This is a genomic window from Aminiphilus sp. (assembly GCF_029975095.1).
In the GTDB taxonomy this organism is placed as follows: domain Bacteria; phylum Synergistota; class Synergistia; order Synergistales; family Aminiphilaceae; genus Aminiphilus.
Map to the genome: position 1 here is coordinate 1 of NZ_JARKPW010000057.1, position 15571 is coordinate 15571.

Genomic DNA, 15571 nt, shown 5'->3' on the forward strand with positions numbered 1-15571 from the left:
GGATCGCCTCGATCATGCGGGGGTAGCGGTAGTCGTACCAGGCCATGTTGCGGCTCGTCTTTCGCGGTGGAGGCAGGAGCCCCTGAGAGACCCAGAAGAGGATGGTGGCCTTCGTCTCCCCTGTGAGCGCTTCAAGCTCCCGCATGCGCAGCCCTCGCTCGGCTCGTCGCTGTTGTTCCATGTTTTTTCACCTTCCGAAAGAGCTGTCGGACCATTGTTTTTTACTTTCCAAAGATCACGCGCCGACAAAGTATAAAGCGCCACGTGACACTTTTCAAGGGTAGTCTCGAAAGTGTTACACAACATCGCTGGTTCTCCGGTTCTTCGACACTCCCTCGGCGTCGTAACTTGTTCATGACAGAAAACCACCCCTTCCCTGGAAAAGAGCAACAACGCGGGCACGCACTCCTTCCACGAAGAGCCCGGAAAAAGACACACGCAAAAAGGAATCGGTTCATCTTGTCAACATTCTTTTGGAGTGTACAATCGACATGAAAAAGGTGCAACAAGGACAGTTTTGCTGACAAGTCGCATTCCAACCCTTGTTGACGCCTTCGAATCCATGACGAACCGGCTTTACAAACCGCGTCTTGCTCCCGAGGAGGCGCGACAGGAGATCCGGCGCTGTGCGGGAACCCAGTTCGATCCGGAATGGGCGGAACGGTTTCTCCGCTTCGTCTCTCGAAAATTCACTTTTTCCTGACGGCGTCGCAACGGACTGCCGCAGCAGGAACCAGAGCGGACATCCATACAGGAAGAACGTTGCTTGCGGCACCCCTCTCTTTCGGGGACAGCACCGTGATGCTCTTGCGGAAAAAGATTGGTTGCTTGACGCGATGCGTTCTTTATCTGGCACAATCGCCCCTGAGCGAGTAGAATGGGTCTTGAGACTCAATTTTTGGGTTTCCTCTTCTTTTTCCGAGGAGACAAGGAGGTCCGGTCATGGCAGAGGAACTATCCACAACACCCCAATCCGCACAAAACGCACCTCCGCTTTCGGAAAGGGCGACCCCGGGCGACACGAACGCCGGAGGCGGGCTCTTGGAGCCGCTCATCTTCCTCGAACAGAACCTCTCAAACGAGGAGGACCGCACTACCCTCAAGCAGCTCCGCGCCGACGTGGAGGAGTATGTGCTCCTGCCCCAGCCGAGCGATGACATCGAGGTCCGCAAGCGCACGCGGGAACTCTGGGAAAAACTCGCCACCGCCTATTGGAGCCTTCTCTGGGGCGTGGTGGAACGACATATCCGCACCAGCACGGGAGCCCCTCAGCGGATCGACTTCACGCCCGAGGAACGCCTCTTCCTTGATTTCGGTTTTCTGGATTCCCGGATCACGCCGGGAGATCCCACCGCGCTCCTCGCCTCCGCGGAGAAGGCACCCTCTCTGGACCGTTTTCAGTACTACCGTCTGTCCGATCTCATCGCCGAGGAGTTCGCCCTGCTCTACGCACGCCCGCTCCAGAGCCCGCGCGCAGGCATGAGCCTCCGGGCGAAGACGGATCATCTCGAGGAAATCCTCAACGTGAACATCCGCAAGCGGAGGGGAATTCAGGGAATCCTCCTGAAACACATCAACTTCCCCCAGACGAAGGAGGCGGACACGCTTCTCGCCACCATCGACGGAAATCTCATGAACTTCGTGGAGAACACCCTGCGTACCCTCCGGGTCCGCATGGCGGACAACCAGGAACGGCAGAAGATCATCGACGCCGCCTCGGCCTACAGAGGAGCGCTGGAAAAACGGAAAAATCTCCTCGATCCTCTTCGAAGCGGGCTCGAACAGATGGGACTCCTCAACCAGTTCGAACAGCTTCTCGCCCTGGACCAGGAGATCGAGGACATGGCGATCTTCTTCGTCCGCACCCAGGAGGAACACCGCCGCCAGACGCAGAAGGTCGGGCGCTTCGCGGAAAAATGGAAGGGAAAGGGCGAGGGAGAACTCCGCCTGGTCATGAAGGAATCCATGAAGACCCGGAAGATGTTCATGGAGATGTCCGCAAAACGGAGCCATCTGGACGTATCACCCCTCTTCTCCCCCTCGGGGGGAAAGGACCTCCTTACGTTCGGCGCCATCTCCAAGGGAATCGAGCACCTTCTCCAGGCCGATCCGGGAATTCTCGGTCTGAGCCGGATCCGGATCCACGGCTGCCCCCGGGTGGTGATCGTGCCCGGCAAGGGAAACGGCGTCTACAACTGGGAGGAACACGTGCTCCAGTTTCCTCTTATCCCTGCGGACACGCCGGAGAAATCCGTGGCTCAGGCCATGGCTCTCTTCCGCTGGGACGCCGACGACGACCGGGATCTCAAGGATACCTACGCCGGACTCAAGGGCAACAAGGGGAAATCCATCATGGCCCTTCAGGAGTCCTTCTCCAAGGAATATCTTCTGTGGGTCACCAAGGAGGTCCGGGGATACCGCGTGCTGGAGAAAGATCAATACAAGTGGTTCAAATGGAAGATCGCCGGCTCCGAGGAGGAATGAGACACGACGTTCCCTGAGCGGACGAACACGATCGCACGCCGGAGAAAAACCCCAAATGAGCCGCAAACGAGAGCAAAGAAAGCGGGAAAGGGCCTGTGACAAGGCCCTTTCCCGCTTTTTCTCCGACAAGTCCTTTTTCAGGGCGCGCTCCTTCTGTTCTCGCGGAGTACGGAAGAACGCTCTCGTCTCCCTTTCGGGACATCCCCGCCTCCTTTTACGCTTCCCCGGGCACGCTTTCACCCTTCGGCGCGGGATGAATCCGGAAGAAGAGCGCGTAGAGAACGGGCACCACCACGAGGGTGAGTCCCGTGGCAAAGGTGAGACCGAACATGATGGTCACCGCCATGGAGGAGAAGAGCACGTCGAAGTAGAGGGGAACCATGCCGAGCACGGTGGTGAGTGCCGCCATGAGCACAGGACGGGCCCGGCTCAACGCGGAATCGACGATGGCCTCATAGGGATCGCGTCCTTCCCGGATCTCGAGATCGATCTGGTCGATGAGCACGATGGCGTTCTTGATGAGCATCCCCGCGAGGCTCAGGAAACCGAGCAGTGCGAGGAAATCGAAAGGCTTCCGCAACAGCAGGAGCCCTGCGGTCATGCCGATCACCGAAAGGGGCAGGCAGAGCAGGATGATCGCGGGCTGGCGCAGGGCGTTGAAGAGAATCACCAGGATCAGCGCCATGGCGGCAAAGGCCAGGGGAATCATGCGCAAAAGCCCTCCCTGAGCCTTGCCGGAACTCTCGTACTCGCCGCCCCACTCCATACTGTACCCCAGGGGAAGAGGAAGGTTTTCCACCGAGGAGCGCACCCTGGTGAACAGCGGCCCTGCAAGACCGTCGGCGGCATCGCATTCCGTGGTGACGGTACGCATGCGGTTCCGCCGGTAGATCACGGAATCCTCCGCAACGGTGTCGAAACGCCGGACCACCTGGGAGAGAGGGAGATACCGCTGCAGCGAAGGACTCCAGGCCTGCACCTCCGGAAGGGTTCCCGCATCGGCCCGTTCCGCCTCGGGGAAGCGGGCCACGATGGGGAGAAGCTTGTCCTTTTCGCGATAAAGCCCTGCGGTCGCACCGGAAAAGGAGAGTTCCAGGGCCTCCGCGACGTCCTTGCGTGTGAGCCCCGCCTGCCTCGCCCGGACCTCATCGAGGACCGGGCGGATGACCTTGACCCGTTCCCCCCAGTCGCTGCGAATGTTCACCGCGCCGGCGGCACGGTAGAGCGCCGTAGCCTGGTCGGCGAGGCTGCGGAGCACGAGCGGATCCTCCCCGGAGAAGCGCACCTGAATCTTCGCGCCGCTTCCCGTCCCCTTCCCGAAAGGGCGTACCCGCGGATCCAGATACGGCAGCTCCCGGGCAGCGAATTCCTCCGTTTTCTTCATGAGCGAATCCGTCTCCTCCGCGCTCTCTGTTCCGACCACAAAACTTCCGTACTCGTCCCCGGGATCGCCCGCAGTGAAGGTGAGAAGGAAGCGCAACGCCCCTTCTCCCACAAAGGAAGTGACGGATTTGGTCTCGGGCTGCTCCCGAAGAAACACCTCGAACTTCCTCACATCCTCAAGAGTCTCGTTGATGAACGCCCCCTTGGGGCGCCGGAACTCGATGGTGAACATGGGGCTCGACGCGCTGGGGAAAAAGGATTTGTCCACCATGCCGAAGCCGATGACGCCCGTCACAAGAAGCCCCGCCAGAACGGCCAGCGTAAGCAGCCGCTTCGCGAGGCACGTTTCGAGGAACTTCCGGTAGAGACGATAGAGAAGCGATCCGTAGAGTTCCTCCCCCTCCTGCATCGGGACCACCTTGAGAAAGTGCGCTCCCGCAAGGGGGGTGATCGTCACGGCGAGGACCCAGCTCAGCAGAAGGGAGATTCCCACCACCTGGAAAAGACTGCGGCAATACTCTCCCGTGCTGTCCGGAGAAAGGCCGATCGGAGCGAAGGCGAGGACGGCAATGATCGTCGCGCCGAGCAGGGGCCACTGGGTCTGCCCCACGATGTCCTCGGAGGAACGGAAAGGGTCCCGCCCTTTCTGGATTCCAACGAGAACGCCGTCGGCAACGACAATGGCGTTGTCCACAAGCATCCCCAGGGCGATGATGAGCGCTCCCAGGGAAATGCTGTGCAGGTCGATGTGAAAACTCCGCATGGCGATAAAGGTGGCGAGAATCGTCAAAAGCAGCACGGCGCCGATGAGCAGACCGCAGCGCATGCCCATGAAGAAGAGCAGCAGGCCGATGACGATGACCAGCGCTTCGAGGAGGTTGACCAGAAAGTTCGCGATGGCCTCTTTGACCGTGTCGGACTGATAGTAGATAAGCCCGAGCTCCATACCGAGAGGCGTCTGGGGAAGCAGCTCCGCGAGGCGTTTTTTCACCGCCTCGCCCATGGTGATGACATTGCCCCCCTCCACGTTGGAGATGCCGATGCCGAGTGCGGGCTCACCGTTGAAGCGCATAAGCGCCCGCGGCGGATCCAGGTATCCTCTCTTCACGGTCGCCACGTCCCGGAGTCGCAGCAGTGTTCCGGAGCCGCTCCGAAGGAACAGATCCCCGATGTCCTCCACCGTGGCGAAGAGTCCCGTGGGCTCGATGCGGAGGTATTCCTTCCCAACCTGCACACTTCCCGCGTCCACCACGAGGTTCTGGGCCTTGAGCGTGTCGAAGATCGTCTGGATCGGAATTCCGAGCTGGACCATGCGGGACCGGGAAAGTTCCACGTAGACCGTCTCCCGCTGCACTCCCGCAATACGGACGTTCGCCACGCCGGGAACGAGAAGCAGCTCCTTGCGGAGAAAATCCGCGAAGTTCTCAAGCTCGCGTAACGTGTATCCCTTTCCGGTGAGGGCGAAGTACACACCGAAGACATCGCCGTAATCGTCGTTCACCAGGGAGGGCCCCGCCCCGGGAGGAAGACTGCCCTGCACGTCGTTCACCTTCCGGCGCAGCTCGTCCCAGATCTGGGGAAGATCCTTCGCGGTGAAGGTGTCCTTGATGTCCACGTAGATCACGGAACCCCCGGCCTGGGAGAGGGAGCGCACCGTATCCACCTGTCCGAGCTGCTGGATGGCGCTCTCCACCACCTCCGTCACCTCGTTCTCGACTTCCTCGGGAGACGCGCCGGGATAGGGGGTCATCACCACGGCGGTCTTGATCGTAAAGGCCGGGTCCTCCAGCTTTCCGAGCCCCGTGTAGGACAGAAGCCCTCCCACGAGAAGGAGACCGGTGATGAACCATGTGATGGTGCTCTTCCGAATGCTCGCTGTGGCAATATTCATGGCGTCCACCTATTCCGCGGCGGGGAGCGGCGTCTCCTCCGGGGCGTAGAGCGTCACGGCCTCCCCCTCGGCAAGCAGGCTCACCCCCGCGACGACCACTCGGATCCCGGGCTCGAGATCACCGCTCACTACGGCATCCTCTTTCCGGAAGGAGAGCACGTCCACGGGAACACGCCGTACCGTCAGGGCCGGTTCGTCCACGACCAGGAGAAAATGCGACGTCCCCTCACCCGCGGCGACCGCTTCGGTGGGAACCACGAATCCCCCGTCTCCGGAGGCGCTGCTCCGGAATCCCAGGAGAACTTCCACGGTCATGCCGGGAAGCACCGTAAGCTCCTCCGGATAGGGCATGCGGAAGGTCACGGGGTAAGTCTGGGTCTGGGGATCCGCCTGGGTGGCGACCTCCTTGAAGTTCGCGGGAAAGGTCTTCCCGGGGATGTTTTCAAAACGCACCTGGACCGTCACGGCATCGGCGCTTCTCGCCCGGGTGAGGTCCTGTTCCGGAACGGAGATGACCACCTCAAGGTCTTTCAGATCCTGGAGGGCGAGGATCGGCTGATCCCGCTGGATGCTTTGAAAGTTCTCCACGTAGCGATCCGCCACGATGCCGTCGAAGGGCGCCCGAAGTTCCGTGTCCGAGAGCGCGCTCTCCGCGGCCTTCACCGAGGATTCGAGGCCGCGGATGGTTGCCTCCATGGCCTGAATGTCCTCCGGGCGAGCCCCGGCCTTCGCCTTCTGCAGCTCCTGGCTCGCCTCGTTCACCGCCGCCTTGGAGACCTCGTAGGCGGTCTTGTAACGGTCGAACTCCGCCGCCGCAATGGCACCCTCCTTGTAGAGCCGCTCGAAACGACGGTACTGGGCCTCCGCTTCCTCCATGCGCGCCCGGGCCGACGCGAGCTGGGACGACAGGGCGGACACTTCTTCCTTACGGGCCCCCGCTCGCATGGCCGCAAGTTGTGCCTGGGCGTTCGCGAGAGCGCTCTTCGCGTTCGCAAGCTGAATCTCGAAATCCCTCGGATCAAGACGGGCGAGGAGATCACCCTTCGCAACGTTCTGGGCTTTTCGGACGGGCAGCTCCACGAGAGGACCGGAGACACGAAAGGCGAGATCGACCCTCTGGGACGCAAGGATCTTGCCGGGGTAGGTTCGGACATCCCGCGCCGCCGGGGCGGAGAGCATCACCGTCTTCACGGGACGCGCCACCGGCGCCCGGGAGACGGTCTCCTCCTTTCGTTCGTGGCGTCCGAACAGAAAGAGTCCCACTGCAAGCAAAACCAGCATGCCGAAGATACCCGTGTACTTCCGGAACAGATCTCGTTTCTCCATGGGGCATTCCTCCTCCGGAACGTTTTCCTCGACGTCGTTTTCCCGGGGCACGAACCGATTTCCGCCCGGAGAGCACTCGGTCACTGGTTTTTTTCCAGGATCATTCTATCATCCTTCAACATCCGGGCACGTGGCGCACCTGAAAACTCACTCTTCGAGCAAGAAACACCATAGGGAAACTCTGAATAAAGACCTTTTCGCTTTCCCTTGACTCGGGTCGCATCAGGCTGCGGACCGGCGTAGCCTTCTTCAGAGGTTCCATGGAAGAGAAAAACACCAACGGGAAAACATCCCGAGACCGGCCATCTCTCTTCAGACCCGTGACCCAAGACCCACACAGAAGATCTTCCATGATGACGGAATAACCACAAAAACGCATCCCGAGACCCTTTTTCATTTTTGTCGCCTTTGAACTATACTGAACGAATACTACGTTAGTCCCGCGAGACGCTGTTCGAATCATCCGCGTGGTCCGCCCAGGCGGGGGAAGCAAGTGAGGTGGATGCTCATGACCGAAAGTGATGGGGAACGGATTCTCCACGAAGAACCGCGCTTTCGTCTTCTCGAAAGAGGAGGCGCCTTCGTCCTCGACGTGCGGGACACATCCCTTTCCGCCGTGGAGGTGCTCTCCAGAATCCAGGAACTCGACGTAACGTTGCGGATCACGCTGAAAGAACTCATCCGGCACATCGCCCAACAGGGGGAATTCGTTCTCGGCGCCGTCCGCGAACCGTCCTCTGCCGAATCGGAGAGGCTTCCCGAACTTCTCGTCGAGGACGGAGGCATGACCTGCCGCCTCTCGCTGCCGCCGGGCTGGAGCGACGAGGAACGATTGCGGGAACTTCTCGCAAAGGAACACATCGTCTTCGGCGTGGACGAAGACGCACTGGCGGAGGCTCTGGCGCTCTCCCGCTCGGGAGAAGCGGTTCTCCGAAAGCCCCTTGCCCGGGGCATTCCTCCCCGAAACGGCCTGGACGGAACCGTGCAGATGTTCTTCACACCTCCATCGGGGCGCCCCGATGACAACCCTGACGGTCGGGTGGATTTCTACAATCTCGACCTCGTCCAGGAAATACGCCGGGACGACGTGGTGGCTCGCCGCGTTCCCCCTACGCCGGGAACGCCGGGACGAAACGTACAGGGGGAGATCGTGCCCCAGCGAAAGGGAAAACCCGCCCGACTCCGCTTCGGCAAGGGGCTCGCCTGGGAGGGTGACGACCTCCGGGCAAAGCTCGACGGGCGGCTGGAGTGGAAGGGCGATGTGGTCTCCGTCATTCCGCTTCTCATCATTTCCGGCGACGTGGACTACTCCACGGGAAACATCAACTTCAACGGCCCTGTTCTCGTCCGAGGCACCGTTCGGGACGGATTCTCCGTCTCCGCCACAGGCGACGTGGACATCCGCGGCTCCGTGGAAAAAGCCTCCGTGGAAAGCAGGGAGGGACGCATCGCCGTCCTCTACGGTGTGCAGGGCAAGGGGGAAGCACACCTCAAGGCGCATAAGGAAGTCCGACTTCGCTTCGCCCAGGATGCCTTCATCGAGTGCGAAACCCTCGAAGTAAACGAATACCTGCTCCGATGCGTCGTCCGCACCGAACGGGGCGTCCTCGTGGAGGGGCGCAAGGGCGTCATCGCCTCGTCGGAAATCCACACCGCGGCCCATGTGCACGCCCGCAACATCCGCTCGCTGCGCCACGGGGACACGAAGATCGAGGTCTCCGGAGTGTCCCGGAACGCCCTTTACCGAGAGTACAAGGAATTTCAGGCGCGCCTGGAGACGGTGGAGGACATTCTCGTCTCCCTCACGGCACAAATCCGGAGCGGCTCCGCCTCGGGCAAGGAGCTGGACCAGGCCACCAAGGAGCGTATCCTCCGCTACGTGGACATGAGCAGAGAATACGACGATCTCAGAGAAAGAGTGGAATCCTACCGGCTTCTTTTCCAAAAGCTGAAGGGAGATGCCACCTTCGGAGTGAGGGGCGAGGCATCCCCGGGCGTGAACCTCCGCCTCAAGGGGTACGGGGATCTCATCCGGGACGGAGCGTCCGCTCTCACCCTCTTCTTCGATCCCGACGAACGGCGCATCGTCGCCCTTCGAGGCTGAGGAAGGAGGTTCGCTCATGCCTATTCGGGATGCATGTGAACGCACTCATTTTCTGCTCAACGGAGGAGTCGCCTCTCTTCTCGAAGAGGTGTTGGATGCGACGGAGACGCCGGCTCTGCTCCTCCGCGGAGAAGGACGGGATCTCGTGGTCACCTGGGCTATCCGTTTTTCTCCTCCGTCACTGGTCTTCTCCGACGGCGCGGCACTCCTGGAAAAACTCTTCCCTCCCTGCGAAACCTTTCCCGCGGCACACTTCTCTTCGGCCATCCTGCCGGAAGAAACGGTGAAATTCTTCGGCGACGCCCCGTGGTCCAGGGCACTCTGCCTCCGGAGCGCGAGATGGGTTTTCTACCTGTTGCTCGGAGACGCCAAGGTTCTACCAGCACTGGAGGCCGAACTACCCTACCTGGTACGGCTTTTCGCCATGTGGCAGGACCACCTGGCCGTGTCCGACCTGGAAATGCGCCTTTCCCGTCTCTCCTACCACCTGCTCGTCACGGAAGCGGCATTCTCCTCCATCTTCGAGCCCCTTCCCGTGGAATATTTCGCGACTTTCCTCGGGGACGTGCTCTCCGAGGGGGTTTTTGCCGGCTCCGTGCAGGTGATCCTCGACGAAGGGCACTCCTGGAGACCTCTTCTCGGCGCTCGCGACATTCTCCCCCGCAGAGAGGGCATTTTCAAAAGCCGACGCACCTCCCCCGCCCCGATTCCCGTGGACGGGGAGCACGCAAAGGCCCTTGGCGCCTCCAACCTTCTTCTGCTCCGGCAGGAACGGATCCACGTGGTCCTCCCCCTCTCGGGCGGAAAGACCACTCTTTTCTGTTTTCTCTCCTGGGCATCGCCTCCCGAACAGGAAGTGCTCCACTTCCTCTCCCTCTTTGCCCACGTGGCCTCCAAAGCTCTGGAGATGAACGCCCTCCAGGTGGAGAACGCGGAACGCCTCGAAGCGATCTCCGAAAAGGTCTTTGCCGTTCGGGGGCTCCACGAGGCAAGTCTTCACCTGCTCGCCCTCCAGGACCGGGAACAGTTCCTCACCGCCGCCACGGACGTGCTGGGGGAAATGACCCAGACATCCTCCCTGGTCCTCGTGACGTGGCAATCCGAATCCTCCGGGTACGTGCTCCATTCGCTCCGGGACGCTCAGGGAGGTGTGCGGCGGGACGGCCGCCTCCTCGTCCAGAACGCAGTACCTCTCGCGGCGGAGGAGATTCCCGTCTGTACGGAAGAACTGTCCTTTCCGGAAGTACCCGCGGCGGAACGGCTTTTCGCCGCCGCCTCACCTTTCTGGCAAGAACGCCGCGTGACACGGACCCTCTTCTTCAAGGGCAAGGAGGGGCTCCTCGGCATGGCGGGGCTCTCTCCCAGCGTGACGGGCGAGCACTACGGCGACCCGGACACGGTGGAGATTCTCGCCTCCACCATCGCAGTAGGACTGGAGCGTCTCTTCCTTCTCGAGCGAACCCTCGCCCAAAAGGAAGCCGCCGAGCGGTGGATGCACCTTTCCAGACTGCTCCGGGAGCTGGCGAACACGATCCATCGCATCCGCGACGCGGATCTTTTCCTGGAGAGCCTTCTCCGGATCCTGCGAAACGTCCTCCGGACGGAGGACATCCTCCTCGCCCTCGCGGGGAACCCGGTCCCCGCGTCGGTGAAACTCCTCTCCCTCGCCGAAGAGTTCGAAGAACCCAGGGTCTGGAAGGATGCAGAAGCGGGCGAGATCCTCGTCGTCCCTCTCCGGAGAGGGAATCTTCTGGTGGGAGCGCTTGGAATTCCTCCCCTCACAGATTTTCCCCTTCGTTCGGCGGAGACGTCGGAACTTTTCGCCCTGCTGGCATCGCTCGTGGCACCCCATTTGGCCGAACTGACGGAACGTGCCGTCTGGCGAAGGCGAAACGTGCTGGATCTGCGTGCCCTCGCGGGACAGGCGATCCGGGAAGGGATGGAGAAACTCCGGGCGGATGGCATTGGCGGTGTTCTCGCCGCCCGCTGCGGAGAAGAGGCACTGTCAAGAGCCCAGGAAGACGCGGCGGAACTGGTGGTGTATCTCCCGGGCAAGGTACTGGCACTGCTTCCCTTCGGCTGGACTGAGGAGATGAGGGATATCTTCCCTTCCGACGAGGGGTGGGACATCGCCGAGGAGGTGGAGACGATCCTCTCGATGTTCCCCTGAGTCGTCTCCGGGGCCGGAGGAGCACTCGACTTTCCGCTCTGGAGACACATGCCGACGCTTTGTGAAAAGAACGGGCGCCGCCTCCTTCGCGCATACGAGAGAGACGGCGCCCTGCCGTTTACCCGTCAAAAATCCTTGCCTAGGTGCAGCGTTCCCAGAAAAGCCGTCCTCCGGAGAACTCCGGGCGGAGAACTCCTTTCTCGTGAAGGAACGTGAGGTGGGCCGACAGGGTGGCGAATAGCAGGCCGTACTGAACGAAGTCCAGCGCCACATCCAACCGCTCCAGAACCCGGACGAAAAGTTCCTCCCGAATCGCCGGTTCCCTGGCCGCCTCGGCCAAGAGCGCCGACACGGTTTCAAAAGCCCTCCGGTTCGCCGCCACGAGCCCGCGGATATCCTCGCTCGGAGCGGCGTGACAGGGAACGAACCAGGCGGCCTCCAGAGTCTCCAGGCGTTCGAGAGTCGCGAGCGCCGCCCCCACGTCGGCACAATAGGAGACCTTGTACTTGCCCAGGATATCCTCGGAAAAAAGTGTGTCCGCCACGAAAAGCACGTCGTCGGGAGTGCGGAACCCCACCATTCCCAGGGCGTGCCCCCGCAAGTCAAGCACGTCGAGGGGGGTTTCTCCCAGACGGGTTCCGGGCAGGGCCTCCAGAGTCACCCGGGACGGCTGTGCCTGGAGAAACTTGGTCTGCAGCGCCCGCGGGGGCGCGCCGGACCAGAGATAAAACGGCTCCAACGCCGTCTGTTCGATGAGCGCTCCCTCCAGGGGGCTCGCGGCCACGCCGCACCCCGTACGCTTCTGCAACAGAGCGTTCCCGCCGATGTGATCCGCGTGCGAGTGGGAATTGGCCACAAGAGCAAGAGACAACCCCCGCTCCTCCACAACCCGGAGGAGTTTCCTCCCCGCTGAATCGTCACCGCCGCTGTCGAGCAGCACCGCCTTTCCTTCGTCCTCGAAAAGCCCGATGTTCACCGAACCCGGAAGCACCCAGGTCCGTTCTCCAAGTCGAATCGGTTCGCCGGCCATGTCGTCTCCCTTTCTTCAATCAGTCCGGAGCAGACCCCGCATTGCCGGGAACAAAGAGTTCCCCGCACCTCGAAGGCGTGCCCCTTCGCAAATCAGGCTCCCGTGCGTCGTCGGAAACCGGTGTGACACGGCTCCGCAACGCATCAACGCCGCACGCGAGACGGGAATCCCGCTCCGGCTCGTGTCTCCAGCCAGAAATCAGAGTTCTTCCCTTAGAGCCCCTTCCAGGACTTGAAACCCCGCCCCACCACCTCCGACGCGTCGGAGACGATGGTGAAGGAACGATGATCGTGCTCCGCGAGAAAGCGTTTCAGCTCCATGGTCTGTCTCGGCGAGAGAACGCAGAGGAGCACCGGACGCGGCTGGCCTGAGAATCCACCCCGTCCTTCCAGGCGGGTAACACCGCGATGGAGCTCGTGCAACACGAAGCGCGACACCTCGTCGGGAATGTTGGTGATGACGAAAACCTGTCGCCTCCGGTCGAAGGAGCGAAGCACGTTGTCCATCACGAGACCGTTGGTATAGACGCTCACCAGGCCGAACACGGCCCCCTCGATGCCCACGATGAAGGACGAGAGCGCGAGAATGCCGATGTTGATGTAGAAGGTGAACATGCCCACCTCTACGCCGTAGCGCTTTCGCAGGGCCGTGACGATCACGTCCGTGCCCCCCAGGGAACCCCCGACGCGAAAGACGATGCCGCCCCCCAACCCCTTCACCACTCCGGCCAGGATAGCCACGAGGAGACGATCCTCGAAATGAGGGACGGGGAAACCGTCGAAGACCTTGAGAAGCACCGTGAGGAGCAGCACGCCGTAAGCGGTCCATCCCACGAATCGGGGAGACAGCTCCCGCCATCCCCAGATCAGAAGTCCCACGTTGACCACTGCGACAATCCATGCGGGAGAGATGTCCCAGACATAGGTCCCCAGCACGGCCAGCCCCGTCACCCCCGAATCGGGGAAACGATAGGGGAGTGTGAGCGCCATGATGCCGAAGGCCACGACGCCGGATCCGAGGGAAATGAAGAGAAACGTTGCCCACTCCCGCCGCAGCAGTGCGAGAAGTTCCAAAAAGACCCGTTTGGGAGAACCGAACCGCAGGAATTTCACGCGACCCACCTCTCTCCTTTTCCTTCCTGTCTTCCGTTTCAGCCGACAGAGCCGTCCTCGCGTTTTCCCGAGGGACGGCCGGTCTCCCGAATCCGAAGATGTTCCGGGGAACCGCCGTCCTTCGGGGCGGATGTCTATTTCGCGGGTTCCAGCTCGTCCAGAAGATGCTCCAGTTCATCCAGCCGTTCCGCGAAGAGCGCGAAGGTCGCCTCCAGAGGCGCCGGGGCGGACATGTCCACGCCGGCCTTCCGGAGCAGCTCGATGGGATAGTCGGAACTCCCGGACTTGAGGAACTCCAGATAGCGAGCCACCGCAGGCGCTCCCTCCGAGAGGATCTGCCGCGACAGCGCCGTGGAGGCGGCGAGTCCCGTAGCGTACTGGTACACGTAGAAGGCGCTGTAGAAATGGGGAATCCGCGCCCATTCCACGTCCAGCTCGGGATCGACCACCACGTCCGGTCCGTAGTACCGGAGATTGAGTTTCCGCCAGAGCGAGGAGAGCACGTCCGGCGTGAGGGGTTCTCCCCGCTCGGCCCGCCGATGGATCTCCAGCTCGAATTCGGCGAAGAGGAGCTGGCGGTACACGGTGGTGCGCACCTGCTCCAGCGCGTAGTTCAACAGATAGAGCTTCTCCTTGGCATCCGTGGAGGTGCGGATGAGATGGTCCAAAAGAAGCGCCTCGTTCGTCGTGGAGGCCACCTCGGCGGTGAAGATCGCGTGCCCTGAATAGACGAAGGGTTGGTTCCGGTCCGTAAAGGTGGAATGGAGGGCATGCCCCATCTCGTGGGCGATGGTGAAGGTATCCCGCAACGTTCCCTTGTAGTTCAGGAGCACGAAGGGATGCACGCCGTAGGTGCCCCAGGAGTAGGCGCCGCTCCGTTTTCCCCGGTTCTCGTAGACATCGATCCAGCGGTTCGCGAAGGCCGTGTCCAGCTCCGCCAGATATTCCTCTCCCAGCGGAGCCAGGGCCTTCCGCACGGTCTCCAGAGCCTCCTCGTAGGGGATGTCCTTCTGCGTTTCCTCCACGAGAGGAACGTAAAGGTCGTACATGTGCAGCTCCTCCAGGCCGAGGGCGCGTTTCTTGAGCCGCATGTAGCGGTGCAGCGGCTCAAGGTGCGCGTTCACGGTCTTCACGGCGTTCTCGTAGACCTCGACAGGGATGGCATTGGGAAAGAGCGTGGCATCCAGACAGGAGGGATACTTGCGGACCTGGGTGTAGAAGAGGTTTTTCCGGACGCTCCCCGAGAGCGTCGCCGCGAGCGTGTTCCTCACTTTCCCATAGGTGGTGAAGAGCCCCAGAAAGGCATCTCTGCGGACCTGACGGTTTTGGGAATAGATGTACTTGCCGTATCGCTCCTCCGAGAGTTCCACCTCGTTGCCATCCTCATCGCGGATGGTGGGGAAGGTGAGATCCGCGTTGGTGAGCATGGAGAACACCGTCTCCGCCGTCTGAGCCATGCCCCCCGAGCGGGCAAGGAGAAGTTCCTGCTCCGCGGGAAGCACGTGCTCCCGCATGCGGGTGATCCGGGCAAGGGCGAAACGGTATTCCTCAAGCCCCTTCTCCTCCGAAAGGAAGTCGGCGAGCGTCTCCTCGGGAATCGCCAGGATCTCGGGCTCCACGAAGGATCCGGCGCTTCCCGCCTTGACCGCAAGAGAGACCGCCCGCTCGGCAAACCCCTGGTAGGTCGGATTCGCCGTGTCCTCGTGGCTCTTCATGTGGGCATACACGTAAAGACGGCTCATGGTCTGCCCCAGTTCGTCCTGGAGACGCAGCGCCGTCAGGAGATCCGCCGCACTCGCTCCCACTTTTCCCCGGAGGCCCTCCATCTCGGGAAGCCGTTTCTCCAGGGTCTCAAAATCCCGCTCCCAGGCGGCATCGTCGGTGTAGAGTACCGAGAGGTCCCAGGTCCAGCGGGCATCCATCTCGTCCCTGGAGGGAAGAGCACCCGTCCCCGGAGCTCCCGGGGCGGCGGCGGGCAACAGCATAAGGCACAAGGTCAATGGAATCAGCACTCCTTTCGATTTCATCAGAACTCCCTCACTTTCTTTTTCCGATAGATCACATCCGCTTC

Annotated in this window: 10 protein-coding genes; 4 read left to right on the forward strand and 6 right to left on the reverse strand. The window is 61.6% G+C overall.

Going from position 1 to position 15571, the window contains the following annotated elements; genetic code table 11:
• The coding region (locus Q1K49_RS03675) for a MerR family transcriptional regulator (protein WP_300522939.1) at window positions 1-181 on the reverse strand (181 nt) is incomplete at its 3' end.
• Window positions 182-562: 381 nt separating this feature from the next.
• Between Q1K49_RS03675 and Q1K49_RS03680 the strand changes: the two genes are divergently transcribed.
• Entirely contained in the window at window positions 563-703 is a 141-nt protein-coding gene (locus Q1K49_RS03680) for a hypothetical protein (RefSeq protein WP_300522942.1), read from the forward strand.
• A gap of 239 nt (window positions 704-942) precedes the next feature.
• Window positions 943-2484, forward strand: coding sequence for a hypothetical protein (locus Q1K49_RS03685; protein WP_213692829.1), 1542 nt, complete (start codon window positions 943-945; stop codon window positions 2482-2484).
• A gap of 214 nt (window positions 2485-2698) precedes the next feature.
• Here Q1K49_RS03685 and Q1K49_RS03690 read toward each other — a convergent pair whose 3' ends face one another.
• Both Q1K49_RS03690 and Q1K49_RS03695 read right to left on the reverse strand, forming a co-directional pair.
• A complete protein-coding gene (locus Q1K49_RS03690) occupies window positions 2699-5758 on the reverse strand; it encodes an efflux RND transporter permease subunit (RefSeq protein ID WP_300522947.1) in 3060 nt (1019 codons plus the stop codon).
• Window positions 5759-5767: 9 nt separating this feature from the next.
• Window positions 5768-7084 carry an efflux RND transporter periplasmic adaptor subunit gene (locus Q1K49_RS03695; protein ID WP_213694711.1) on the reverse strand — a complete coding sequence of 439 codons (1317 nt, stop codon included), beginning with the start codon at window positions 7082-7084 and terminating at the stop codon, window positions 5768-5770.
• Between the two features lie 508 nt (window positions 7085-7592).
• Between Q1K49_RS03695 and Q1K49_RS03700 the strand changes: the two genes are divergently transcribed.
• Both Q1K49_RS03700 and Q1K49_RS03705 read left to right on the forward strand, forming a co-directional pair.
• Complete coding sequence (locus Q1K49_RS03700; protein WP_300522952.1) at window positions 7593-9188, forward strand: FapA family protein; 1596 nt, start codon at window positions 7593-7595, stop codon at window positions 9186-9188.
• A gap of 16 nt (window positions 9189-9204) precedes the next feature.
• Window positions 9205-11358 carry a hypothetical protein gene (locus Q1K49_RS03705; protein ID WP_300522953.1) on the forward strand — a complete coding sequence of 718 codons (2154 nt, stop codon included), beginning with the start codon at window positions 9205-9207 and terminating at the stop codon, window positions 11356-11358.
• A gap of 139 nt (window positions 11359-11497) precedes the next feature.
• Here the strand turns inward: Q1K49_RS03705 and Q1K49_RS03710 are convergent, their stop codons facing one another.
• From Q1K49_RS03710 to pepF, 3 genes are all read right to left on the reverse strand, one after another.
• Window positions 11498-12388 carry an MBL fold metallo-hydrolase gene (locus tag Q1K49_RS03710; protein WP_213694708.1) on the reverse strand — a complete coding sequence of 297 codons (891 nt, stop codon included), beginning with the start codon at window positions 12386-12388 and terminating at the stop codon, window positions 11498-11500.
• Window positions 12389-12600: 212 nt separating this feature from the next.
• Entirely contained in the window at window positions 12601-13500 is a 900-nt protein-coding gene (locus Q1K49_RS03715; protein ID WP_300522957.1) for a YitT family protein, read from the reverse strand.
• 134 nt (window positions 13501-13634) lie between these two features.
• Window positions 13635-15500, reverse strand: a complete 1866-nt coding sequence (gene pepF / locus Q1K49_RS03720) for an oligoendopeptidase F (RefSeq protein ID WP_300522960.1) — start codon at window positions 15498-15500, stop codon at window positions 13635-13637.
• Between the last annotated feature and the right edge of the window lie 71 nt (window positions 15501-15571).